The 22,628-nt window shown below is 66.3% G+C and carries 21 protein-coding genes and 1 other RNA gene; 18 read left to right on the forward strand and 4 right to left on the reverse strand.

Translation table 11 applies throughout. The features are described 5' to 3' along the window. Positions 1–4: 4 nt before the first annotated feature. Positions 5–322 carry a helix-turn-helix transcriptional regulator gene (locus A1351_RS17715; protein WP_024880962.1) on the reverse strand — a complete coding sequence of 106 codons (318 nt, stop codon included), beginning with the start codon at positions 320–322 and terminating at the stop codon, positions 5–7. Beyond that, positions 316–606 (reverse strand): type II toxin-antitoxin system RelE/ParE family toxin, encoded by a 291-nt coding sequence (locus A1351_RS17720; RefSeq protein ID WP_083967405.1) that lies wholly within the window; start codon positions 604–606, stop codon positions 316–318. Before A1351_RS17720 ends, A1351_RS17715 begins: the two co-directional genes overlap by 7 nt. A 157-nt stretch (positions 607–763) precedes the next feature. On the opposite strand from A1351_RS17720, the gene ssrS reads away from it, so the two are divergent. The 3 genes from ssrS (at position 764) to A1351_RS17735 (ending at position 4,613) form a co-directional block, all read left to right on the forward strand. Beyond that, positions 764–919: non-coding RNA, 6S RNA (ssrS, locus tag A1351_RS17725), on the forward strand. A gap of 30 nt (positions 920–949) precedes the next feature. Then, positions 950–1,540 carry a 5-formyltetrahydrofolate cyclo-ligase gene (locus A1351_RS17730; protein ID WP_024880964.1) on the forward strand — a complete coding sequence of 197 codons (591 nt, stop codon included), beginning with the start codon at positions 950–952 and terminating at the stop codon, positions 1,538–1,540. Between the two features lie 115 nt (positions 1,541–1,655). Then, complete coding sequence (locus A1351_RS17735) at positions 1,656–4,613, forward strand: bifunctional [glutamine synthetase] adenylyltransferase/[glutamine synthetase]-adenylyl-L-tyrosine phosphorylase (RefSeq protein ID WP_064033601.1); 2,958 nt, start codon at positions 1,656–1,658, stop codon at positions 4,611–4,613. 111 nt (positions 4,614–4,724) lie between these two features. Here A1351_RS17735 and A1351_RS17740 read toward each other — a convergent pair whose 3' ends face one another. Then, positions 4,725–6,035, reverse strand: coding sequence for an MFS transporter (locus tag A1351_RS17740; protein ID WP_064033612.1), 1,311 nt, complete (start codon positions 6,033–6,035; stop codon positions 4,725–4,727). Positions 6,036–6,299: 264 nt separating this feature from the next. Here A1351_RS17740 and A1351_RS17745 point away from each other — a divergent pair, with 264 nt between their 5' ends. The 6 genes from A1351_RS17745 (at position 6,300) to mutT (ending at position 10,932) form a co-directional block, all read left to right on the forward strand. Next, complete coding sequence (locus A1351_RS17745; protein WP_064033613.1) at positions 6,300–7,184, forward strand: peptidylprolyl isomerase; 885 nt, start codon at positions 6,300–6,302, stop codon at positions 7,182–7,184. Between the two features lie 128 nt (positions 7,185–7,312). Next, positions 7,313–8,560: a bifunctional glutamate N-acetyltransferase/amino-acid acetyltransferase ArgJ gene (argJ, locus tag A1351_RS17750; RefSeq protein ID WP_024880968.1), complete on the forward strand. Its 1,248-nt coding sequence runs from the start codon at positions 7,313–7,315 to the stop codon at positions 8,558–8,560. 146 nt (positions 8,561–8,706) lie between these two features. Then, complete coding sequence (locus A1351_RS17755; RefSeq protein WP_024880969.1) at positions 8,707–9,405, forward strand: HAD family phosphatase; 699 nt, start codon at positions 8,707–8,709, stop codon at positions 9,403–9,405. Positions 9,406–9,510: 105 nt separating this feature from the next. Then, positions 9,511–9,870 carry a hypothetical protein gene (locus tag A1351_RS17760; protein WP_157096367.1) on the forward strand — a complete coding sequence of 120 codons (360 nt, stop codon included), beginning with the start codon at positions 9,511–9,513 and terminating at the stop codon, positions 9,868–9,870. A gap of 137 nt (positions 9,871–10,007) precedes the next feature. After that, the gene (locus A1351_RS17765; RefSeq protein ID WP_064033603.1) at positions 10,008–10,520 is read left to right on the forward strand and encodes a carboxypeptidase-like regulatory domain-containing protein; all 513 of its coding nucleotides are present in this window, start codon (positions 10,008–10,010) and stop codon (positions 10,518–10,520) included. Positions 10,521–10,530: 10 nt separating this feature from the next. Continuing rightward, entirely contained in the window at positions 10,531–10,932 is a 402-nt protein-coding gene (gene mutT / locus A1351_RS17770) for an 8-oxo-dGTP diphosphatase MutT (RefSeq protein WP_064033604.1), read from the forward strand. 18 nt (positions 10,933–10,950) lie between these two features. Here the strand turns inward: mutT and A1351_RS17775 are convergent, their stop codons facing one another. Next, positions 10,951–11,889: a DUF1152 domain-containing protein gene (locus tag A1351_RS17775; protein ID WP_064033614.1), complete on the reverse strand. Its 939-nt coding sequence runs from the start codon at positions 11,887–11,889 to the stop codon at positions 10,951–10,953. A gap of 281 nt (positions 11,890–12,170) precedes the next feature. On the opposite strand from A1351_RS17775, the gene rimP reads away from it, so the two are divergent. The 9 genes from rimP to A1351_RS17820 all read left to right on the forward strand — a co-directional run bounded on the left by rimP (position 12,171) and on the right by A1351_RS17820 (position 22,573). Beyond that, on the forward strand, positions 12,171–12,953 hold the full coding sequence (rimP, locus tag A1351_RS17780; RefSeq protein WP_064033605.1) for a ribosome maturation factor RimP: 783 nt from the start codon (positions 12,171–12,173) through the stop codon (positions 12,951–12,953). Between the two features lie 24 nt (positions 12,954–12,977). Further along, complete coding sequence (nusA, locus tag A1351_RS17785; protein ID WP_064033606.1) at positions 12,978–14,612, forward strand: transcription termination factor NusA; 1,635 nt, start codon at positions 12,978–12,980, stop codon at positions 14,610–14,612. Further along, positions 14,609–15,349, forward strand: coding sequence for an RNA-binding protein (locus tag A1351_RS17790; protein ID WP_256388650.1), 741 nt, complete (start codon positions 14,609–14,611; stop codon positions 15,347–15,349). The genes nusA and A1351_RS17790 overlap by 4 nt, the downstream gene beginning before the upstream one ends. Then, a complete protein-coding gene (gene infB / locus A1351_RS17795) occupies positions 15,342–18,047 on the forward strand; it encodes a translation initiation factor IF-2 (protein ID WP_024880977.1) in 2,706 nt (901 codons plus the stop codon). The genes A1351_RS17790 and infB overlap by 8 nt, the downstream gene beginning before the upstream one ends. Before the next feature lie 118 nt (positions 18,048–18,165). Further along, the gene (rbfA, locus tag A1351_RS17800) at positions 18,166–18,594 is read left to right on the forward strand and encodes a 30S ribosome-binding factor RbfA (protein ID WP_024880978.1); all 429 of its coding nucleotides are present in this window, start codon (positions 18,166–18,168) and stop codon (positions 18,592–18,594) included. Next, on the forward strand, positions 18,591–19,490 hold the full coding sequence (truB, locus tag A1351_RS17805; protein WP_024880979.1) for a tRNA pseudouridine(55) synthase TruB: 900 nt from the start codon (positions 18,591–18,593) through the stop codon (positions 19,488–19,490). The genes rbfA and truB overlap by 4 nt, the downstream gene beginning before the upstream one ends. A gap of 128 nt (positions 19,491–19,618) precedes the next feature. Next, positions 19,619–20,422 (forward strand): glutamate racemase, encoded by an 804-nt coding sequence (gene murI, locus A1351_RS17810; protein ID WP_024880980.1) that lies wholly within the window; start codon positions 19,619–19,621, stop codon positions 20,420–20,422. Positions 20,423–20,678: 256 nt separating this feature from the next. Further along, a complete protein-coding gene (locus A1351_RS17815) occupies positions 20,679–22,112 on the forward strand; it encodes a homospermidine synthase (protein ID WP_024880981.1) in 1,434 nt (477 codons plus the stop codon). Between the two features lie 227 nt (positions 22,113–22,339). Continuing rightward, positions 22,340–22,573 carry a hypothetical protein gene (locus A1351_RS17820; RefSeq protein ID WP_064033608.1) on the forward strand — a complete coding sequence of 78 codons (234 nt, stop codon included), beginning with the start codon at positions 22,340–22,342 and terminating at the stop codon, positions 22,571–22,573. Positions 22,574–22,628: the final 55 nt, after the last annotated feature.

The raw sequence follows: 22,628 nt of genomic DNA on the forward strand, positions 1-22,628 counted from the left end.
GCGGTCACACCAATTCGAAGCGCAAGCGCCGGCCGACGACCTTCGCCGCACGCACCAGAGTATCGAGCGTGGCGCTATCGTTCTTCGGATCGAGCAGCCGATCGATCTGAGCGCGGCTCGTCTCCATCATCTCGGCCATCCGCGCTTTGGTGATTCCTTTCTTCTTCATTTCGGCGGCGAGTTGCGCGGCGATCACCTCCTTGATCGCTGCGGCCGTGACTTCCTCGCGAATGCCCTGCTCGTCCAGCCAGCTGTCGAAAGTCGAGCCGAGGTGAGGATTTTCTCCGACGCCCGGCGCAGGGTTTTGCTTTTTCGTCACCATGATGCGACCTTTTTCAGCCTCTGGCGCGCGAGCGTCAGCTCATCCGCCGGCGTGCGTTGCGTCTTCTCGATGAATGCATGGAGCGCGATCAGCGCGCCCTCGTGAAAGCCGAAGAAGACGCGCGCCTCTCGCTTGCTCGGCAAGGACGACCGGACCTCCCACAAGCCGCCGCTCAACGCTCGGCACAAGGGCAGGCCCATCGGCCAGCCGAACTGGACCTTCATCATGTCGCGCCCGACGGCGCGACGATCGTCGAGCGGCAATTCATTCAGCCATTCCCGCACTGGCTCTCGGCCCGCGAGAGTCCGCCAGAAGCGGAGGGGAATGGCCTCGAGAGCCTCGGTCATAGAATTAGGGCAATGTATCAAAAAAGATACCAGCCCACAAGCATCGCCACGTCGGCCTCTGGCGTTCTCGCCCGCGTGGGATTACATTGCTCTCGCGGCGCTGCGGGGTGCGTGACGGACTTTAATTCCCCGGGGCCTTATCGATCTCTAAGGGAGCTGTCCCTGGCCTTGCCCGTGGGCTCGGTCACTACGGCGCCCACCTACGTTGTAGGTTCCCGGGATCGATGTCCCACGGCTCACGCGGCCCGCGCTATTGCATCTCGGACGATTAAACGCCCCAATGACCGTCGACGCCAAGACCGAACTGCGCCGGCGGACGCTCTCCCGCCGCGATCTCGTCTCTCATGAGGAGGCGCACGCCGCCTCGCTCGAAGTCGCCGAGCGCGCGCTGGCGCTGGTGCGTCGATTCGCGCCGCGCGGCTCCGAGACCGGCGAGGTGGTCTCCGTCTATTGGCCGATCCGCAGCGAGCTGAACACGCGCCCTCTGCTGGAGATTCTGGCGGCGGAGAAAATCGCCACGGCGCTGCCGGTGATGACGGCGGTGAAGCGCCCGCTGATCTTCCGCGCCTTCACGCCCGGCGACGATCTGATGAAAGGTCCCTTCGGCCTCTCCGAGCCGGCCGAGACGCAGCCCTCCTTCGAGCCCGACATCGTCTTCTCGCCGCTCGCCGCCTTCGACCGCAAGGGCTATCGGCTGGGCTATGGCGGCGGCATTTATGACGCGACGCTCTCTCAGCTGCGCGCCAAGAAGCGCATCGTCGCCGTCGGCGTCGCCTACGCCTGCCAGGAGACCGATTCCGTGCCGACCGAGCCGCACGACCAGAAGCTGGATTTTCTGCTGACGGAGCGAGAGCTGATCGAATTTTCGTGACGCGCGTTTGCGTCGCCGCGTTCGGCCGAATCTCGCCGCGCGACTCCTTCTCCCGCAGGAGGGAGAAGGAAGCGCGCAATTCTGAGAGGCGTCGCTGCGCAGGCAACGGACGAAAATGACGCAGACGAATTCCCGCTCGCTCCTCTCCCGCGCCCTCCGCGTCATCGAGCCGATCGACCATGCGCAAGCCGCGGCCGCGCTGGCGCGCGTGCTGGAGAGCGACGCCGATGGCGCGCTCGCCACCGTTCTCGCTGTGCATGGAAAAGCACGCCCTCTACTCGAGGGCGTCCTCGGCTCCTCGCCTTTTCTCACCGAGCTGTCCGCGCGTGATCCCGCCCGGCTCGCGCGCCTGCTGAGCGACGAGCCCGACGCCAGCCTCGCGCGGCTCGTGGAGGCCACATGCAACGCCGCCAAGGGCGTCACGGATGAAGCCGAGCTGATGCGCGCATTGCGGCGCGCCAAGCAGGAGGGCGCGCTGCTGGTCGCGCTCGCCGATCTTTCCAAAGTCTGGGACACGATGCAGGCGACCGATGCGCTCACGCGCCTCGCCGACGCCGCGCTCGCCGCTTCCATCGCCTTCACGCTGCGCGAGGCCGCCGCCGCCGGCAAGCTCGAGCTCTATGATCAGCGCATGCCGGAGCGCGGCTGCGGCTGGATATTCCTCGCCATGGGCAAGGAAGGCGCCTATGAGCTCAACTACTCTTCCGACATAGACATCATCGTCCTCTTCGACCGCGCCCGCGCCCGCGTCGCGCAGCCGAGCGAGGATGTCGATCTCTTCGTCAAAATGACGAAGCGTGTCGTGCGCATTCTCTCGGAGATCACGCCCGACGGCTATGTGTTCCGCGTCGATCTGCGGCTGCGGCCCGATCCCGGCGCGACGCCCATCGCCATACCGCTCGAGGCGGCCTTCTCTTACTATGAGAGCATGGGCCAGAATTGGGAGCGCGCCGCCTTCATCAAGGCGCGCGCGGCGGCCGGCGACATTCCGGCCGGCGAGGCTTTTCTGAAAGAGCTGTCTCCTTTCGTCTGGCGCAAGAATTTCGATTTCGCCGCCATCGCCGACGTGCATTCGATCAAGCGGCAGATTCACGCTTTCAAAGGCCATGGCGAGATCGCCGCGCTGGGGCATGATCTCAAGCTCGGCCGCGGCGGCATTCGCGAGATCGAGTTTTTCGCGCAGACGCAGCAGCTCATCACCGGCGGACGCAATCCCGCATTGCGCGGCCGCGCGACATTGGAGACGCTCGACGCGCTCCTCGCCAATGGCTGGATCGAGCCGCGCGTGCGCGACGAGCTGCGCGCGGCTTACGTCTTTCTGCGCGATATCGAGCATCGCATTCAAATGGTCGCCGACAAGCAGACCCATGTTCTGCCGCGCGACGAGAAGGAGGCGCTGCGCATCGCGCGCATGGCCGGCTTCGCCACGCTCGAGGATTTCACGCAGGCGCTGGTCGCGCATCTCGAGACGGTGCAGAGCCATTATTCGCATCTCTTCGAGAGCGCGCCGCAGCTTTCCTCGCAGACCGGCAATCTCGTCTTCACCGGCGGCGAGGACGATCCCGGCACGCTCGAAACGCTGTCGCGTCTCGGCTTCGCGCATCCCAAGACAGTGACGGAGACGATACGCGGCTGGCATTTCGGCCGCTACGCCGCGACGCGCTCCACCAAGGCGCGCGAGCGCCTGACCGAGCTGACGCCGGCGCTGCTGGAGGCGCTCGCCGCGACGGAGAACGCCGATCGGGCCTTTCTCGCTTTCGACAAATTGCTCGCCGGGCTTCCGGCCGGCGTGCAATTGTTTTCCGTGCTCCTCGCCAATCCGACGCTGCTGTCTTTGCTGACGGCGATCACCGGCGCCGCGCCCAAGCTCGCCGCCACCATCTCGCGGCGCCCGCGCGTGCTCGACGCCGTGCTGGAGCCTGCCTTTTTCGAGCATTTGCCCGATGAATCGGAGCTCGCCGCAGCGCTCGCGCGCAGCCTCGCGGAAACGCGCTCCTATGAGGAGGCGCTCGACGCCGCGCGCGTCTTCGGACAGGAGCAGAAGTTTCTCATCGGCGTGCGCGTTCTGACCGGCGCGCTCTCGGTGGCGGAGGCGGGCCTCGCCTATGCGCGACTCGCCGAACGCCTCATCGCCGCTCTGCTGCCGCGCGTCGAGGCGGAGCTCGCGCGCGCGCATGGACGCATTGCAGGCGGCCGCGCTTGCGTCGTCGCGCTGGGCAAGCTCGGCGGACGCGAGATGACCGCCGCTTCCGATCTCGACCTCATGCTGCTCTATGACGCCGATCCGCACGCCGAGTCGGATGGCGAGCGGCCGCTCGCCGCGCCCGCCTATTATGCGCGGCTGACGCAGCGGCTCATTTCCGCGCTGTCTGCGCCAATGGCGCAGGGCCTGCTCTATGAGGTCGATTTTCGCCTGCGGCCGTCCGGCAGCAAAGGGCCGCTGGCGGTGAGCGTGAAAGCCTTCGAGGATTATCACGCGCATGAGGCGTGGAGCTGGGAGCATATGGCGCTGACGCGCGCGCGCGTCGTCGCCGGGGCGAGCGATTTCGCGACGATCGTCGAAGAAGCGATCAGCGCCGCGCTGACGCGTCCGCGCGACGTCGAAAAGCTGCGCCAGGACGTCCTCGACATGCGCGCCCGTCTCGAGCGCGACAAGCCGGCGAGAAGCCTTTGGGATTTGAAGCAGGCGCCGGGCGGGCTGATCGATGTGGAGTTCATCGCGCAATATTTGCAGCTTCGCCATGCGAACGCGCATCCGGCGTGCCTCTCGACGATGACATCGACGGCGCTGGAGCGTCTTTCCGATCTCTCCCTATTGGACCCGAACGAAGCGGCGACATTGATCGAAGCCTCGCGCCTCTATCAGAGCCTCACGCAATTGCTGCGGCTCTCGATCGACAATGATTTCGATCCTGCGCATGCGCCGCGCGGCCTCGTCGAGCTGCTGCTGCGTGGCGGCGAGGCGGTGGATATCGCCCATCTCGAGGCGCAGATCGTGGAGACGCAGCGCGCGACGCGGGCGATTTTCGTGTCCATTCTCGGCGCTGAAAGCAAAACAGCGCCCTCACCCTGAGGAGCCGGCGAAGCCGGCGTCTCGAAGGGTCGACCGCGCAGCCTTCTGGAGCATCCTTCGAGGCTTTTTGCGTTCCGCAAAAAGCGCCTCAGGATGAGGGGACTGTATTCATCATCGATCGACGAGCCGCGACGGAATGGCGATGATGACGAGCATCGCGCTCATGGCCATGAACAGAGCCAGCGCATAGAGCCCGTAATCGGCGCGCTGGGTCTGATCCTTGATGAAGCCGACCATATAGGGGCTGACGAAGCCCGCGAGATTTCCGACCGAATTGATGAGCGCTATGCCGCCCGCCGCGGCGACGCCGCGCAGAAAGGCGGTCGGGCAGCTCCAGAACAATGGCAGCGCCGTCATCGTGCCGGCGCTCGCCACAGTGAGCGCGATCAGCGCCGTCGCCGTGTCGGCGGCGAAGAGCCCGTTGGCGACGAGGCCGACGGCGCCCAATGCGCAAGGCAGAGCGAGATGCCAGCGGCGCTCGCGATATTTATCGGCGCTGATTCCGCCCAAGAGCATGGCGACGCTGGCGACGGCGTAGGGCGCGGCCGACAAGAGGCCGATGTCGAGCGGCCGGCTGACGCCCGTCGCCTGGACCAGAGTCGGCAGCCAGAAACCGACGCCATAGAGCCCCATCACAATTCCGAAATAGACGAGACATAAAATCCAGACTTTGGCGTCGCGCATCGCATCGCGGAAGGAATGGGACGCATGGGCGGCGTGATCGGCGGCGAGATGATCGGCGAGCAGCCTCTTCTCGCGGTCCGACAGCCAGCCGGCTTTTTCGATATTGTCCTCGAGCGCGAAAAAGACGATCGCGCCGACGACAATGGACGGCAGCCCTTCGATGAGGAACATCCAGCGCCACCCCGAAAGCCCGTGAACGCCGTCGAGATTCTGCAATATCCAGCCCGAGAGCGGGCCGCCGACGACGCCGGCGAGCGGCACCGCCAACATCAGCAGCGCGGTGATGCGGCCACGGCGCGCGGCGGGAAACCAATAGGTGAGATAGAGGATGGCGCCGGGAAAGAAGCCGGCCTCGGCGACGCCGAGCAGAAAGCGCATGACGTAGAACATGAGCGGCGTCGAGACGAGCATTGTCGTCGCCGAGGCCAGCCCCCAGGTGACGAGAATGCGCGCGATCCAGCGCCGCGCACCGACGCGATGCAGGATCAGATTGCTGGGAATCTCGAACAGGAAATAGCCGATGAAGAAGACGCCGGCGCCGAGCCCATAGACGCTCTCGCTGAATTTCAGATCGCCGACCATCTGCAGCTTGGCGAAGCCGACATTCACGCGATCGAGATAAGCGAGGATGTAGCAGAGAAAGAGCAGCGGCAGCACGCGCCGCGTGACCTTGGCGTAGACGCGCTGCTCGAGAGCGGCCGACGAAGCCTCGCCGTGGAGCGGCGGAACGAGAGTCATGACGATATTTCCCAAAGGCTCGAAGCGGCGACCGCTATCGTTAAAGCTTTCCCGACCGGAACCGGAAGAACCTCCCGGCCCGAGCGCGAGCGGCGTTGCGCGACCCTCGACCCTTGCAATATAATCTTGACCAATTCCATCGAGACGACGCCGGCGCCGCGCGTCGCGCCCAAATTTCCGTGTTCCCCTTTGCGGAGTCTTGCTCTAGTGGAACGCTGTTCGCGACAGGCCTCCCCGCCTGTCGCTCTTTTGTTGGAGACCATCATGCCTCACCTCAAGACCACGCGTCTCGGCAGCCGGGGCGTCCTCGCCGCGATCGGCGTCCTCGCTCTGCTGGCGATGGGCGCGGCCCCGGCGCAGGCCAAGGTCCTCGCCAAGGTCAATGGCGTCGACATCACCGACGAAGACGTGAAAATCGCGCTCGACGATCTCGGGGCTGGTCTGCCGCGGCAGCTGGAGGGCAAGGCGCGCGAGAATTATATTCTCGATTTCCTCATCGACGAGCAGCTCGTGGTGCAGAAGGCGCAGCGCGACAAGCTGGGCGAGACGCCGGATTTCGCCAAGAAGCTCGCCTATTTGCGCGACAAGGCGCTGATGGAGGCGCTGCTCGGCAAGGTCTCCAAGGACGCCACCACCGAGGCCGCCGTCAAGAAGACCTATGACGAGGCCGCCAAGAATCAAAAGCCCGAGACCGAGATCCACGCGCACCATATTCTGGTGACGACGGAGGACGAGGCCAAGGCGGCGCAAAAGCGCGTGAAGGGCGGCGAGGATTTCGGCAAGGTCGCGACCGAGCTGTCCAAGGACACGGGCGCGCAGGGCGGCGATCTCGGCTGGTTCACCAAGGACCGCATGGTGCCGGAATTCGGCGAGGCCGCCTTCAAGATGGAGCCGGGACAGATCTCCGATCCGGTGAAGACGCAATTCGGCTGGCATATCATCAAGCTGGACGAGAAGCGCCCGAAGGTGTTCCCGCCGCTGGACCAGGTGCGCGACCAGGTCTCCCGCTATGTGGCGCAGAAGGCCCAGTCGGACCTGATCATCGAGCTGCGCCAGGGCGCCAAGATCGAGCGCACCGAGCCGCCGGCGGCCGAAGCCAAGCCGGGCGACAAGCCCGTCGAGGCCAAGCCTGCCGAGAAGAAGAAATAGTCATGAGGCGGTAGTGAGCGGGGAGTAGGGAAGCGCGGCTCGCCGCGCCCGCCCTGCTCGCTCGCCGCGCCCGCTCACTGCTCACCATCCTGCTCCCACCCCTTGCTTTTCAGGACCTATACCGCCCCATGGCCAAGGCCGCCCCCATTTCGCCGCTCGCCCCCAAGACCTATCCCGACATTCCGCCGATCGCCGGCGTCCGCTTCGCGGTGGCGCAGGCCGGCATACGCTATGCCGGACGCACCGACGCCATGCTCGCCCTCTTCGACGAGGGCACGCAGGTCGCCGGGGTGTTCACGCGCTCCAAATGCCCCTCGGCCCCTGTCGACTGGTGCCGGGCGCGGCTCGAGGGCGGCAAGGCGCGGGCGCTGCTCGTCAATTCCGGCAACGCCAACGCCTTCACCGGCAAAGCCGGCAAGGAGGCGGCCAAGCTCTCCGCCAAGCTCGTCGCCGCCGCCGCCCGCGTGCCCGAGAAGCAGATCTTCCTCGCCTCCACAGGCGTCATCGGCGAGCCGCTCGACGCCACGAAATTCGAGCCCGTGCTGGGCAAGCTCGTGGCCGAGGCGCGCGGCGACGCCTGGCGCGAGGCCGCCTCGGCGATCATGACCACCGACACCTATCCCAAGCTCTCGACGCGCGTCGCCAAGCTCGGCGACGTCGAGGTGCGCCTAGCGGGCGTCGCCAAGGGCGCGGGCATGATCGCGCCCGATATGGCGACCATGCTCTCCTTCGTCTTCACCGACGCGCCGATCGACGCCGAGGTTCTGCAGAGCCTCTTGTCGAAATCGGTGCAGACCTCGTTCAACGCCATCACCGTGGACAGCGACACCTCGACCTCGGACACGCTGCTGCTCTTCGCGACAGGCGCGGCGGCGGAGCGCGGCGCGCCGCACATCGAGAAGACGAGCGACCGCCGCCTCGAGGATTTCCGCCGCGCGCTGGACGAGGTTCTGCTCGATCTCGCGCATCAGGTGGTGAAGGACGGCGAAGGCGCGCGCAAATTCGTCGAGGTGACGGTGATGGGCGCCGAGAGCCCCAAGGCGGCCAAGCGCATCGCCCTCTCCATCGCCAATTCGCCGCTGGTGAAGACGGCGGTGGCCGGCGAGGACGCCAATTGGGGCCGCGTGGTGATGGCGGTCGGCAAATCCGGCGAGGCCGCGGATCGCGACAAGCTGGCCATATGGTTCGGCGACATACGCGTCGCCCATAAGGGCCTGCGCGATCCCGATTACGATGAGGCGGAAGTCTCGCAGATCATGAAGCGCGACGAGATCGCCATCCATGTCGACATCGGCCTCGGCTCCGGCGCCGCGCGCGTGTGGACCTGCGATCTGACGAAGGAATATGTCGCCATCAACGGCGACTATCGCAGCTGATCGTTTTCCCTCCCGAGCCTTTCCTTCTCCCGCCTGCGGGAGAAGGAAAGCGCGCGCCTGACATGGGCTCGTGACCTGTTCGTCATCGCAGCGTTTCGAGAATCGGCTTCTACTCGCCTCGGCTCGGGCGGCGAGGAAGCGGACTTATGGTTTTCCCCCATGCTATAGAAGCAGTGCTCTTCGACATGGACGGCACGCTGCTCGACACGGAGCGGCTCTATGTCGACGCCTGGATCGCCGCCGGCCGCGCCGTCGGCTATGAGATCACCGAGGCGTTTTGCCATCGCATGATCGGCAAGCCCATGCAGGATTGCGAGACGATGATGATCGAGCGCTTCGGCGCCGATTTCCCGCTCGACGCCTGCATCGAAGCCTGCGGCGCCTTCGTCGCCCGCGCCTCGCGCTCCGGCGTGCCGCTGAAGGAGGGCGCGCGCGAGCTGGTCGACTATCTCACGGCGATGAATATTCCGCTCGCCATCGCCACCTCCTCGCGGCGCCCGACCGCCGAGCATCATCTGAGCCGTTGCGGACTGCTCTCGCATTTCTCCGCTCTGGTGACGCGCGACGATGTTCTGCGCGGCAAGCCGCATCCCGAATCTTATCTGCGCGCCGCGCGCGCGCTCGGCAAGGAGCCGCGGCGCTGCCTCGCGCTCGAGGATTCGCCGACCGGGCTGCGCTCGGCCGCCGCCTCCGGCGCAATGACGATCATGGCCCCCGATGTTCTGCAGCCCTCCGCCGAGGAGCGCGCCCTCTGCCTCGCAGTCGTCGCCAGCCTGCGCGACGTGCTCGAAATGCTGCGCGCGCATGCGGACACGCAGCGGCCCCTAGGCGCCATTGCGCGATGACGCGCTTCGTTTCGGTTTTTAGACTTCATGCCGACGCGACACGCTCGCGAAGAGACGAAGATCATGCCCCCGCGCCATCCGCTTTTGGTCATCGCTCCTTTTGGCTTGTCATTATCGCTCGCCGCCTGCGCCGGCGCCTATGAGGAGGCGCGCGACTACGCCGCCGCCTCCGGCGTCGTCGTGGAGAAGAGCGTGGACGCTCCCGCTAAGAAGGCCAAAGTGAAAAAGGCCAGGAAAAAGACCGCCGGCAAGACGAAGCCCGCCGAGAAAGCGGCGGTCGAGAAGGACGCGAAGGCTCCGCCCGCCGTCGGCGCCTGCGTCACCTATCAGTTCATGGGCGGGGCCGATTGCGAGGAAGCGATCACCAAGCGCAATTGCTACGACAAGCGGAGCAATGTCGTCGATTGGCGCAAGGAAATGAGCTGCGCCGCCGCCTTTCTCTCGCCGCCGGAGAAGAAACCTTAAAACACTCTCGAGCCTTGTTCTGTCGTGTTTTCTTCACGGAACCGGTTCCCACTTCGCTCGAAAACACTCTAGAGCCTTGCCTCGGCCGGACGAAGCGGCGACATTGGCCGCGCATTCGCCCAACGAGGCCATTCCCCATGCGTTCCGCCGTCCTCTGCATCGCCCTCGCGCCGCTCGCTCTTTCCGCCTGCAACAGCGCCGCGCCCGAAATGCGCTTCGATGCCGCCGAGGCCGCCTTCATAAAGCAGGAGGGCAAGGCGACGATCGAGGGTCAGGCCTTTCTGCGCGACCAGCAGGGCAAGATGAATGTGCGCTACGCCGCCGGCGAGGTGGTGCGGCTCATCCCGGCGACCGCCTATGCGCAGGCGCGCATCTCGCAATTCTACGGCAAGCGCAAGTTCATCGCCGCCCTCTTCATGCCGACGCCGACGCAGGAGGCCGAATACGCCGCCTATACGCGCACGACCAAGGCGGGCGCGACCGGCCGCTTCACCTTCGACAAGGTCGCGCCGGGCCGCTATTTCGTGACGACGCAGCTCACCTGGGTTCCGAAGGGCGGCTTGCTGAGCGAGGGCGGCGCGATGTACGACGAGATCACCGTCACCGGCAAGGAGACCGATCCGATCGAGGTCGTGCTCTCCGGCAATTGAGGGAAACGCTTTGTCTCTGCTTCTCGTGGTCGCCGCAGCGCTCGTCGATCCGCAAGGCCGCGTGCTGATCGCCCAGCGTCCGCAGGGCAAGCAGCTCGCAGGCCTGTGGGAGTTCCCCGGCGGCAAGCTCGACCCCGGCGAGCGGCCGGAGCAGGCGCTCGTGCGCGAGCTGGCCGAGGAGCTGGGCATAGAGGTGGAGACAGCCGATCTCGCGCCGCTGACCTTCGCCAGCCACGCCTATGAGGCGTTTCATCTGTTGATGCCGCTCTACCTCTGCCGGCGCTGGCGGGGCGCGCCGCACGCCCGCGAGGGCCAGACGCTCGCCTGGATGCGGCCGGGCGAGCTCGATGCGGCGCAAATGCCGCCCGCCGACGCGCCGCTGATCGCCCCGCTGGCGGCGTTGCTCGGGTGAGCGGGATTCGCCGACGCCTCAGAGCGGCAAATTCTTCCAGTCTCGCTTCTCTGCGTAGGCGTGATGAATGCGGATCGCATTCTCCACCTCGTGGAATTTCTCGCTGCCGGCGATCGCCTCGTAAAAGCCCATGCCGCGGACGACGGCGGCGAGATCATAGCACCAATAGAGCGCCATCAGCGCATTGATGAACAGCTCCGTCCCCCTGGTGCGCTCCGTGTCGTGCCGATTCCCGAAGCCGCCGCGGATCGCCGAGGTGATCGAATTGGCCACGATGCTCTTGGAATTGGGCTGGCGCTCGTTGAGATAATCGACAGCGTCGAGCAGCGCGTCGCCCTCGGGCGTCCCCGGCGACACCGAGACGCAGCCCAGGAATCCGCCGGAACGGATCAGCTCGGCCGTGTTCTCGAGAAAAGAATGATGGCAGACGCCGTGATAATGATCGACGCCGAAGCCGAGGCAGACGAGAAATTTGCGGACGCCCTCGAGCTGATGGACAGCGGCGATCGAGAGAGCGTCCTCCTCTATCGTGCCGAGCGCGGCCTCGTCGCCCTTCATCAGACTGTCGGTCCCGCCGTCGACGAGGATGATCGTATCGACCTTCAACAGCGTGACGAGCGCTTCATAGGATTGCCGCAGCGGTCTCACGCCGGTCTTCTCGAAGGCGAAGACCTTGGGCTCGCAGCCACGCGCCGCGAGCCAGTCGACGAGATGGCGCTCGGGAAAATAGCCCTGCATATGGCTGTCCAGATCGACGAGCCGCCCCGCGGGACCGATCTTCTTGCGGGAGGCGAGATCGACGCGCGCGAAGGACAGATTGGCGAGAAAGACATTCTTGCCCGCATTGCGCAGAAAGACATGGAGCGGCAGGCCGCTGACGATGTCGAAGCCTCCGCCGCAGCCGGCGATGAGAATGCGCTGCGAGTCCTCGAGCGCGCGGAAAAAAGGGATTTGCATTATTTCGTCTCTCTCCAAGGCGTGAAAAGCCTATCGCCTCTTCCGCGGTCTCGAAACAATTTCTCGAGCCGGCGGCGAGGCGTGATGCGCGGCGGCGCTCCCGGCGGAGGGCCGAGGCGCCGCCGCCGAGCATTTTTCTTGCGCCGGCGCGCGATCCGGGTGTATAAGCGCCTCGTTCTATCTCATAACGGTCATTCTCGGATGATCGCTGCTTGAGAGTGGGGCCCGGCCGGGACCCGCTCTTTTTTGTTTGCACCGGCCGGAAATTCTCGCAAGACAGGATGAGCCGCTTGGCAGAAACGCCCGCCGCCGGCGCCGTGGAGGCGCCCTCCCTGCTCGATGAGCCGCGCCTTTGCGGCGAGACGGGCGTTGCGGCGCGCATCGCCCATACCGCCGAGCCCGTGCTGGCGCAGCTCGGCTTTCGTCTCGTGCGTGCGCGCATTCTCTCGCAGAACGGCATGGTTCTGCAGATCATGGCCGAGCGTCCCGACGGAACCATGACCATCGACGATTGCGAGGCCGCGAGCCAGGCGCTGTCGCCGGAGCTGGACGTGGAGGACGTCATCTCGGACGCCTATCGGCTGGAGTTGTCCTCCCCCGGCATAGATCGCCCGCTGGTGCGAGTCTCGGATTTTCGTCGCGCGATCGGCCATGAGGCGAAGATCGAGCTGACGCAGCCGCTCGCCTCTGGCCGCAAGCGTTTTCGGGGCAATATTGTCTCCGTCGAGGGAGACGGCCGCGACGCCGTGGTGACGCTCGAGCGCGACGACGCCCCGCCGGACGAAGACAAGATCGTGCAAATGCCGCTGCGCGATCTCGACGAGGCCAAACTGATGCTGACCGACGCGCTGATCCGCGAGGCGCTGCGCGCCGGCAAGGCGCAGCTCGAGGACGACGGCCCGAGCGAGGAAGAGGCCGCGCCGCAAGAGGATACGCGGCCCCGCCGTGGGCCGGGCCGTTTCGCCGTGGCGCGCGGCACTAAGGCCAAGCCGCTGGTTCCGGCCGGCGTGCAGACGGGATTCAAGAAAAAAGGCAGCGGACCCGGCCGTCGCGGCGACGCGTAGGGCCGACGTTTTTGGGAGCAAGATATGGCCGTCAGCGCCAACAGGTTGGAAATCCTGCAGATCGCCGATGCGGTCGCGCGCGAGAAATCGATCGACCGCTCGATCGTCATCGCCTCCATGGAGGACGCGCTGCAAAAGGCCGCGCGCTCGCGCTATGGGCAGGAGACCGAGGTCCGCGCCGAGATCAATCCGAAGAGCGGCGAAGTCCGCTTCTCGCGTCTGCTGCTGGTCGTCGATCTCATCGAGAATGACGCGACGCAGATTTCCATCGAGGACGCGCGCAAGCGCAATCCGGCGGCGCAGGTCGGCGATTGGATATCCGAGACGCTGCCGCCTTTCGATTTCGGCCGCATCGCCGCGCAATCGGCCAAGCAGATCATCGTGCAGAAGGTGCGCGAGGCGGAGCGCGACCGCCAATACGAAGAATTCAAGGACCGCATCGGCGAGATCGTCAACGGCGTTGTCAAGCGCGTCGAATATGGCAATGTGATCATCGATCTCGGCCGCGGCGAGGCGATCATCCGCCGCGACGAGATGATCCCGCGTGAGACATTCCGTCCGGGCGATCGCGTGCGCGCCTATGTCTATGACGTGCGCCGCGAGCAGCGCGGTCCGCAGATTTTCCTGTCGCGCACGCATCCGCAATTCATGGCCAAGCTGTTCCGCCAGGAAGTGCCGGAGATCTACGACGGCGTCATCGAGGTGAAGTCGGTCGCGCGCGATCCGGGCTCGCGCGCCAAGATCGCCGTCATCTCGCGCGATTCCTCCATTGATCCCGTCGGCGCCTGCGTCGGCATGCGCGGCTCGCGCGTGCAGGCCGTGGTCGGCGAATTGCAGGGCGAGCGCATCGACATCATCCCCTGGTCGGCGGATGCGGCGACGTTCATCGTCAATGCGCTGCAGCCGGCCGAGGTGGTGAAGGTCGTTCTCGACGAGGATTCCGCGCGCATCGAGGTGGTGGTGCCGGACGATCAGCTGTCGCTGGCCATCGGCCGCCGCGGCCAGAATGTGCGCCTCGCCTCGCAGCTCACCGGCTGGGACATCGACATTCTGACCGAGGCCGAGGAATCGGAGCGCCGTCAGCGCGAGTTCGTCGAGCGCACCAAAGTGTTCATGAACGCCATCGACGTCGATGAGGTGGTCGGCCGGCTGCTCGCTTCGGAAGGCTTTCAATCGGTCGAGGAGCTGGCATTCGTCGATCTCGGCGAGCTGGCGACGATCGAAGGCTTCGACGAGGACACCGCCGCCGAGATTCAAAACCGCGCCCGCAATTATCTCGAGCGAGTCGAAGCGGAGAACGAGGCGCGTCGCCTCGAGCTTGGCGTGCTCGACGAGCTGAAGGAGCTCGACGGCGTCACCACGGCGATGCTGGTCAAGCTCGGCGAGAATGACGTGAAGTCGATCGAGGATCTCGCCGGCTGCGTGCCGGACGATCTCGTCGGCTGGACCGAGAAGAAGGATGGCGAGACGGTCAAGCAGACCGGCTTCCTCGACGGGATCGACCTTTCCCGCGAGGAGGCGGAGGCGCTGATCATGGATGCGCGCGTGCGCGCCGGCTGGATCGAGGCGCCGGAGCCCGAGGCGGAAGCCGAGGAGACCGAGGCCGCTGAGCCGACAGACGCGCAGCAGGCAGAGGCGCAGCAGACCGAGGCGCAGTGACGAAACGAGACGGCGAGCGAATGAGAGAGGCCGAGGCGAGCGAACGGACCTGCATCGTCACCCGCCGGCGCGACGCGCCGGAGGGGATGATCCGTTTCGTGCGCGCGCCGGACGGCGTTCTCACGCCGGACATAAGGTCACGCCTGCCCGGCCGCGGGGCCTGGGTGACGGCGCGCGCCGATGTCGTGGCCGAAGCGTTGAAGAAGCGCGCTTTCGCGCGCCAATTGAAGGCCGAGGTCTCGGCGTCGCCGTCGCTTCCTGCGGACGTCGATCGGCTGCTGGAGGCCGATTGCCTGCAATCGCTGGCGATGGCCAATAAGGCGGGCGCGGTGGTCGCCGGCTTCGGCAAGGTGTGCGAGGCGCTGGAGAAAGGCGCCGTCGCCGCTGTGCTGGAGGCGTGCGACGGCTCGGCGGATGGACGGCGCAAGCTCGCCCAGGCGGCGCGGCGCGCGGCCACGGCGCGCGGATGCGGCGAGAGGGTCACAGAGACGATCTCTCTGTTCGATTCTCTTCAATTGGATTTGGCTTTGGGCCGCACAAATGTGATACATGCAGCCCTCGCGCCGGGCGGACCGACGCAAGCCTTTTTGGCGCGCTGCCGCCGCCTCGCCGCCTATAGAGGCGAGAGCGCATCTGGCGACGCGCAGACTCTGAACAGCGAGCGGACCGACGAGCTCGGCCCGCTGAAAGACGTAACCGAACAGGCGCAGCCCGAGGATCGGAAACTGGATGAGTGAGACCGAGACCGAGAACAGCGGCGACAAGACGCTGACCGTCACGCCGTCGAAGACGTTGCATTTGAAGCAGCGTCCGACCGAGCATGGCGGAATGGTGCGCCAGAGCTTCTCCCACGGCCGCTCCAAGGTGGTCGTGGTCGAGAAGGTGAAGCGTCGCGCGCCCGGACATGTCGAGACCAAGCCGGCGGCTCCGGCGACAGCGGCGCCCGCCGCGCCGGCGGCCCCCGTGACCCCGCCGCCGCCTCCGCCGCCGACCGCTCCTGTCGCCGCCGCGCCGCCGCCGCCTCCGCCGAGAGCCGAGACCCCGCGCCCGCAGCCTGCGCCCAAGCGCGGCTCCGGCATGGTGCTGCGCGCGCTGACCGACGATGAACGCGAGGCCCGCGCCCGCGCCCTGGTCGACGCCCGCACCCGCGAAGAGGAAGATCGCCGCCGCGCGGTGGCGGAAGCCAAGGCGCGCGCCGAGCGCGAGGAGCGCGAGCGCGAGGAGCGCGCCGCCGCAGAAGCCCGCAAGCGCGAGGAAGAGGAGCGCCTTGCCCGCGACGCCGAGTCGAAGCGCCGTTCCGAGGAAGAGGCGCGCCGTCGCCTCGCCGGAGGCGGCGCTCCCGAGCCGCATGCTCTAACGCCCGCCACCGCACGCCCGGCCCAGCCGCGTCCGGCTCCGACCGCCGGCGGAGAAGCGCCGCGCCCCGCCGCCGCCACGACGGAAGACGCCGAAAAGCGCGTCGTGCGTCGTCCCGCCGGCGTCATCGCCGTCAAGGCGCCGCCGCCGCCGCCCCGTCCGACGCCCTCGCGCGGCGGCGCGCAGAAGGACCGCGGCCGCCTCACCGTCTCCACCGCGACGTCCGAGCAAGAAGAGCGCACGCGCTCCGTCGCCGCCTTCCGCCGCCGCACGCAGCGCCTCAAATCCTTCGGCCAGGCCGAGCAGAAGGAGAAGATCACCCGCGAGGTCATCCTCCCGGAGACGATCACCATCCAGGAGCTCGCCAACCGCATGTCGGAGCGCGGCGTCGACGTGATTCGCCTGCTGATGAAGCAGGGCGCGCTGCACAAGATCACCGACGTCATCGACGCCGATACGGCGCAGCTCGTCGCCGAAGAGCTCGGCCATGCGGTCAAGCGCGTCGCCGAGTCCGATGTCGAGGAGGGCCTATTCGACGAGCCCGACGCCGAGGGTGAGCTCGAGTCGCGGCCGCCGGTCGTCACCATCATGGGCCATGTCGACCACGGCAAGACCTCGCTGCTCGACGCGATCCGCCACGCCAATGTCGTGGCCGGAGAGGCGGGCGGCATCACGCAGCATATCGGCGCCTATCAGGTGAAGGCGCCCAATGGCGCGCCGATCACCTTCATCGACACCCCCGGCCACGCGGCCTTCACCGCCATGCGCGCCCGCGGCGCCAAGGTCACGGACATTGTGATCCTGGTCGTCGCGGCGGATGACGGCGTGATGCCGCAGACGATCGAGGCGATCCACCACGCCAAGGCGGCGGAGGTTCCGATCATCGTCGCGATCAACAAGATCGACAAGCCCGACGCCAAGCCCGAGCGCGTGCGCACCGAGCTGCTGCAGCACGAGGTGCAGACGGAGACATTCGGCGGCGACACGCTCGAGGTGGAGGTCTCCGCCAAGGAGAGGCTCAATCTCGACAAGCTGCTCGACGCCATCACCCTTCAGTCGGAAGTGCTCGACCTCAAGGCCAATCCCGAGCGCTCCGCCGAAGGCACGGTGATCGAGGCGCGGCTCGACAAGGGCCGCGGCCCGGTCGCCACCGTGCTGGTGCAGCGCGGCACGCTAGAGGTCGGCGACATCATCGTCGCCGGCTCGCAATGGGGCCGCGTGCGCGCGCTGCTCGACGACAAGGGCGTCGTGGTGCAAACCGCCGGCCCGTCCTTCCCGGTCGAGATCCTCGGCTTCTCCGGCACGCCGGAAGCCGGCGACCGCGTCGCCGTGGTGGAGACGGAAGCCCGCGCGAGAGAGATCACCGAATATCGCGAGCGTCAGCGTCGCGACAAGCTGGCCGCGCGCGGCGGCAGCGCCCGCACCTCGCTCACCGATATGATGAGCCAGCTGAAGACCGCCGGCCGCAAGGAGTTCCCGCTCGTCATCAAGGGCGATGTGCAGGGCTCGGTGGAAGCGATCGTCGCGGCGCTCGACAAGCTCGGCACAGACGAGGTCGGCGCGCGCATCGTGCATGCGGGCGTCGGCGGCATCTCCGAATCCGACATTGCGCTCGGCGAAGCGTCCAACGCCGTCGTCATCGGCTTCAACGTGCGCGCCCATAAGGAAGCGCGCGAGGCGTCGGAGCGCGGCGGCATTGAAATCCGCTATTACAACATCATCTACAATCTCGTTGACGATGTGAAGGCGGCGATGTCCGGCCTGCTCGCGCCCACTCTGCGCGAGACCATGCTGGGCAATGCGCAGATTCTCGAGGTGTTCGACATTTCCAAGGTCGGCAAGGTGGCGGGTTGCCGCGTGACCGACGGCTCGGTGGAGCGTGGCGCCAATGTGCGTCTCATCCGCGACAATGTCGTCGTCCACGAGGGCAAGCTGTCGACGCTCAAGCGCTTCAAGGACGAGGTCAAGGAAGTGCAGTCCGGACAGGAATGCGGCATGGCTTTCGAGAACTATCAGGACATGCGCGCCGGCGACGTCATCGAGTGCTATCGCGTCGAGGAGATCAAGCGGACGCTGTGATCGCGTCTCGCTGATCTCCACCGAACTTTCAACCAAGCCTTCGGCGCGCCGCCGTCCTCGACTGCAAAGCGAGTGACGGCCGCGCAACGTTGGGAGCGCGCGAACAGCGCGAATATCCATGTCCAGAGCCCATCACGCCCATGGGGCGGAGCCGTCGCAGCGCATGTTGCGCGTCGCCGAGCTCGTCCGCCATCAGATCGCTTCGATGCTTTCGCGCGGGGATATCGCAGATCCCGTGCTCGAGCAGCATGTCGTCACCGTCTCGCGTGTGACGATGAGCCCGGATTTGAAGCTCGCCACCGTCTATGTCATGCCGCTCGGCGGCAAGGACGAGCCGGAGGTGTTGCGCGCTTTCGACCGCCATAAAAAATATCTGCGCAGCGAGATCGCCAAGGGCGTCAATCTCAAATTCGCCCCGGAGGTGCGTTTCCGCATCGACGATAGTTTCGACAATGTCGCGCGCATCGACGCGCTGCTGAACTCCGAGCGCGTGCGCCGCGATCTCGATCAGCCTCAAACCGACGAAGAGAACGGCGCCCAGCAATGAACGGAAGAAAATCGACCCGCGCCGTCGTCGACGGCTGGGTGGTGCTCGACAAACCTGTCGGCATGACCTCGACGCACGCCGTCTCGCGCTTGAAGCGCATCTATAATGGCAAGAAGGCCGGACACGCTGGCACGCTGGACCCGCTCGCCTCCGGCATCTTGCCGGTCGCTTTCGGCGAGGCGACCAAGACCGTGCCTTTCGTGCAGGATGGCGAGAAGGCCTATAGCTTCACCGTGCGCTGGGGCGTCGAGACCGACACGGACGACGCCGACGGCAAATCCGTGCGCGAGAGCGAGGAGCGGCCGACGATCGCTGAGATCGAGGCGCTGCTGCCGCGCTTTATCGGCGACATCATGCAGGTGCCGCCGCAATATTCCGCCATCAAGATCGCCGGCGAGCGCGCCTATGATCTCGCGCGCGAAGGCGAGACGGTAGAGCTGAAGCCGCGCCCCGTCACCATCCATCGCCTCTCCATCGTCGATGCGACGGAGGAGGAGACCAAGCTCGTCATGGAATGCGGCAAGGGCGCCTATGTGCGCTCCATCGCGCGCGATCTCGGGCGGCTGCTCGGCTGCTTCGGCCATGTGACCGCGCTACGCCGCACACGCGTCGGGCCCTTCCTCGAGGAGGACAGCTTCACGCTGGACGAGATCGAGGGCGGCGAGGCGGCCAATGCGCTTCTCTCGGTCGAGGCGGGCCTCACCGAGCTGCCCTGCGTCGTCGTCGATCGCGACGCTGCGGCGCGGCTGCGGCGGGGCGGCTCGCTGATCCTGCGCGGCCGCGACGCGCCAGCGGGCGGCATCGTCTATGCGGCCTGCGGTGGCGTTCCCGTCGCTTTCGGCGAGGTGGTCGAAGGCGCGCTGGAGCCCTCGCGCGTGTTCAACCTGCCGTTCTGACGCGAGGTTGATCTTCGCGGGGGAACGGGTTTCTATTCTTGGCGAAGCCCCCTCCCCACCCCTCCCCCGCTTCGCGGGAGAGGGGGCAGAGTCGGGGACGTCAGGACACTGCGAGCCGACCGCCCCTCATGACGCCCCCCGTCCCCAAAATCCTCGTCTTCGACTCCGGGCTCGGCGGCCTCACCGTCTTCACCGAAGTCGCCAAGCTGCGCCCGCATGCGACGCTGCTCTATTGCGCCGATGACGCCGGCTTCCCCTATGGCCCGCTCTCCGAGACGGCGCTGGTCGCGCGCGTCATGGAGGTGATGGAAAGATTGATCGCCGAGCTGGCGCCCGATCTCGTCGTCATCGCCTGCAACACGGCCTCCACGCGCGCGCTTCCCCCTTTGCGGGCGCGCTGGCCGCAGCTTCCCTTCGTCGGCACAGTGCCGGCGATAAAGCCCGCCGCCGAGCGCTCGCGCTCGCGCCTCGTCTCCGTGCTGGCGACGCCCGGCACTGTGGCGCGCGATTACACGCGCGCGCTCATCGCCAGCTTCGCGGAAGATTGCGCGGTGACACTGATCGGCTCGACGCGCCTCGCCCCGCTCGCCGAGGATTTTATGCGCGGCGCCGCTGTTTCAGACGCGGAAATCGCCCGCGAGATCGCGCCCTGCTTCGTCACGCGCGAGGAGGCGCGAACGGATGTCGTCGTGCTCGCCTGCACGCATTACCCGCTGCTGCTGGATTTTTTCCGGCGCCTCGCGCCCTGGCCGGTCGAATGGATCGACCCCGCCCCCGCCATCGCGCGCCAGGCCGATCGGCTGCTCGTCGAGCGCTTCGGCCCCGACCGCGAAGCCACGGCGCCGACGCCTCGCGCAATCTTCACCAGCGGGGCGCGCCCCGAGCCGGCGCTGGCCGCAGCGCTGACGCGAATGGGCTTTTCCTCCGAATGAGCGACGCCCGTCGTCGCGCGAATGCGCTACGGATGAGGACTGCAACGGCTCTGGGCGGGGAAAAGTTCGAGATTGCGGAGCGGATAGGACCCACATCCGACCCGGCTACGCCGCGCCGCCGTCTCCCGCAGAGCGGGAGAAGGAACGCGCCGCGCCGCCCGATTGCAGCCCCGCCCCCGTTTTTCCTTGATTATGTCGGCAGCTCTTGCTGTAACGCGCCGCACAATAAATTCTCGAACTCCAAGAGGTGAGCGAAATGGCAGACTGGCCCGTCCATGCGAAGATTACCGGCCCGATCGTTCTGATCGGCTTCGGCTCCATCGGACGTGGCATCTTGCCGCTCATCGAACGCCATTTCGACTATGACAAGAGCCGTTTCACCGTTATCGACCCCGTCGATACGCATCGCGAAATGCTGGATATTCGCGGCATCGCGTTTCAGAAGACGGCGCTGACCAAGGATAATTATCGCGAGGTGCTCACCCCCCTGCTCACCAAGGGCGAGGGACAGGGCTTCGTCGTCAATCTCTCGGTCGACACCTCCTCGCTCGACATTATGAAGCTCGCCCGCGAGCTGGGCTGCCTCTATGTCGACACCGTCGTCGAGCCTTGGACCGGCTTTTATTTCGACACCACCCTCGGCAATGAATCGCGCACCAATTACGCGCTGCGCGAGACCGTGCTGGAGGAGCGTCGCCGCAATCCGGGCGGGCCTACCGCCGTCTCCTGCTGCGGCGCCAATCCGGGCATGGTGTCCTGGTTCGTGAAGCAGGCGCTTCTCAACATCGCCGCCGACACCGGCCTCTCCATCGAGGAGCCGAAGTCGCGCGCCGATTGGGGCGCGTTGGCGCAGAAGCTCGGCGTCAAGGGCATTCACATCGCCGAGCGCGACACGCAGCGCGCCACGACCCCCAAGCCGCGCGATGTCTTCGTCAACACCTGGTCGGTGGAAGGCTTCGTCTCCGAGGGTCAGCAGCCGGCCGAGCTCGGCTGGGGCACGCATGAGAAATCGCTGCCGGACATCGCCGGGACGCATTCCTCCGGCTGTGGCGCGGCGATCTATCTGAAGTCGCCGGGCGCCAACACGCGCGTGCGCAGCTGGACGCCGACGCCCGGGCCGCAATTCGGCTTCCTCGTCACCCATAACGAGTCGATCTCGATCGCGGATTTTCTCACCGTGCGCGACGATTCCGGCAAGGTGGCTTACCGGCCGACCTGCCATTACGCCTATCATCCCGCCGACGACGCCGTTCTGTCGCTGCACGAGATGTTCGGCCGCGCCGGCAAGATGCAGGCGAGCTGGAAGATTCTCGACGAGAACGAGATCGTCGACGGCATAGACGAGCTCGGCGTGCTGCTCTACGGCCACGCCAAGAACGCCTATTGGTACGGCTCCCGCCTCTCCATCGAGGAGACGCGCGAGCTCGCGCCCTATCAGAACGCCACTGGCCTACAGGTGAGCTCGGCCGCCCTCGCCGGCATGGTGTGGGCGCTGGAAAACCCCACCGCCGGCATTGTCGAGGCGGATGAGGTGGATTTCCGCCGCTGCCTCGAGGTTCAGACGCCCTATCTCGGCCCCGTCGAGGGGGTCTACACGGATTGGACGCCGCTCGAAGGCCGCCCGGGTCTCTTCCCGGAGGATATCGACGAGAACGACCCCTGGCAGTTCAAGAATATTCTGGTTCGGTAAGTAATCGGCGATCCCCGTCGAATCCGAAAGCTTTCAGCGCGCCTGTTGCAAAATCGCGACAGGCGCGCGCATTTTCATTGGTGAGCGCCCCGAGCCGACGCAATCGGCGCTTTGGTCTCTGATACAAATCGCATTGCTATGCTGCAGCCCATGCCGGCGTCGAAGGAGCGTCCTTCGAGACAGCGCCGTCGGGGTCCAGCCTCTCCAAAAAGACAAGGGAGACAGCAATGCTCACGTCGAAGTCGGCCTTCGTCCTGGCGATGGCGATGATGTGCTCGATCGCGCAGGCCCAAACGAAACGCTCGGAAGATTTGCCACGGCCCCGCGACTCGCAGACCACCGAGACCAGCTCGGGACCGGACCGCGAACGCCAGAAATATAACTTCTCGGGCACGGTCGGACGGCTGGGCCTCGGCGCCGATCCCACGCGGCCAGAAGGCCCCGGCAATATCTCCAACTAGAGTCGTTCCGGTTCAGATCGAACCAGAGCGCTTTTGTGTTTTCTTCATGCGAACC

Origin of the sequence: Methylosinus sp. R-45379 (genome assembly GCF_001644125.1) — a bacterium.
Taxonomy (GTDB): domain Bacteria; phylum Pseudomonadota; class Alphaproteobacteria; order Rhizobiales; family Beijerinckiaceae; genus Methylosinus.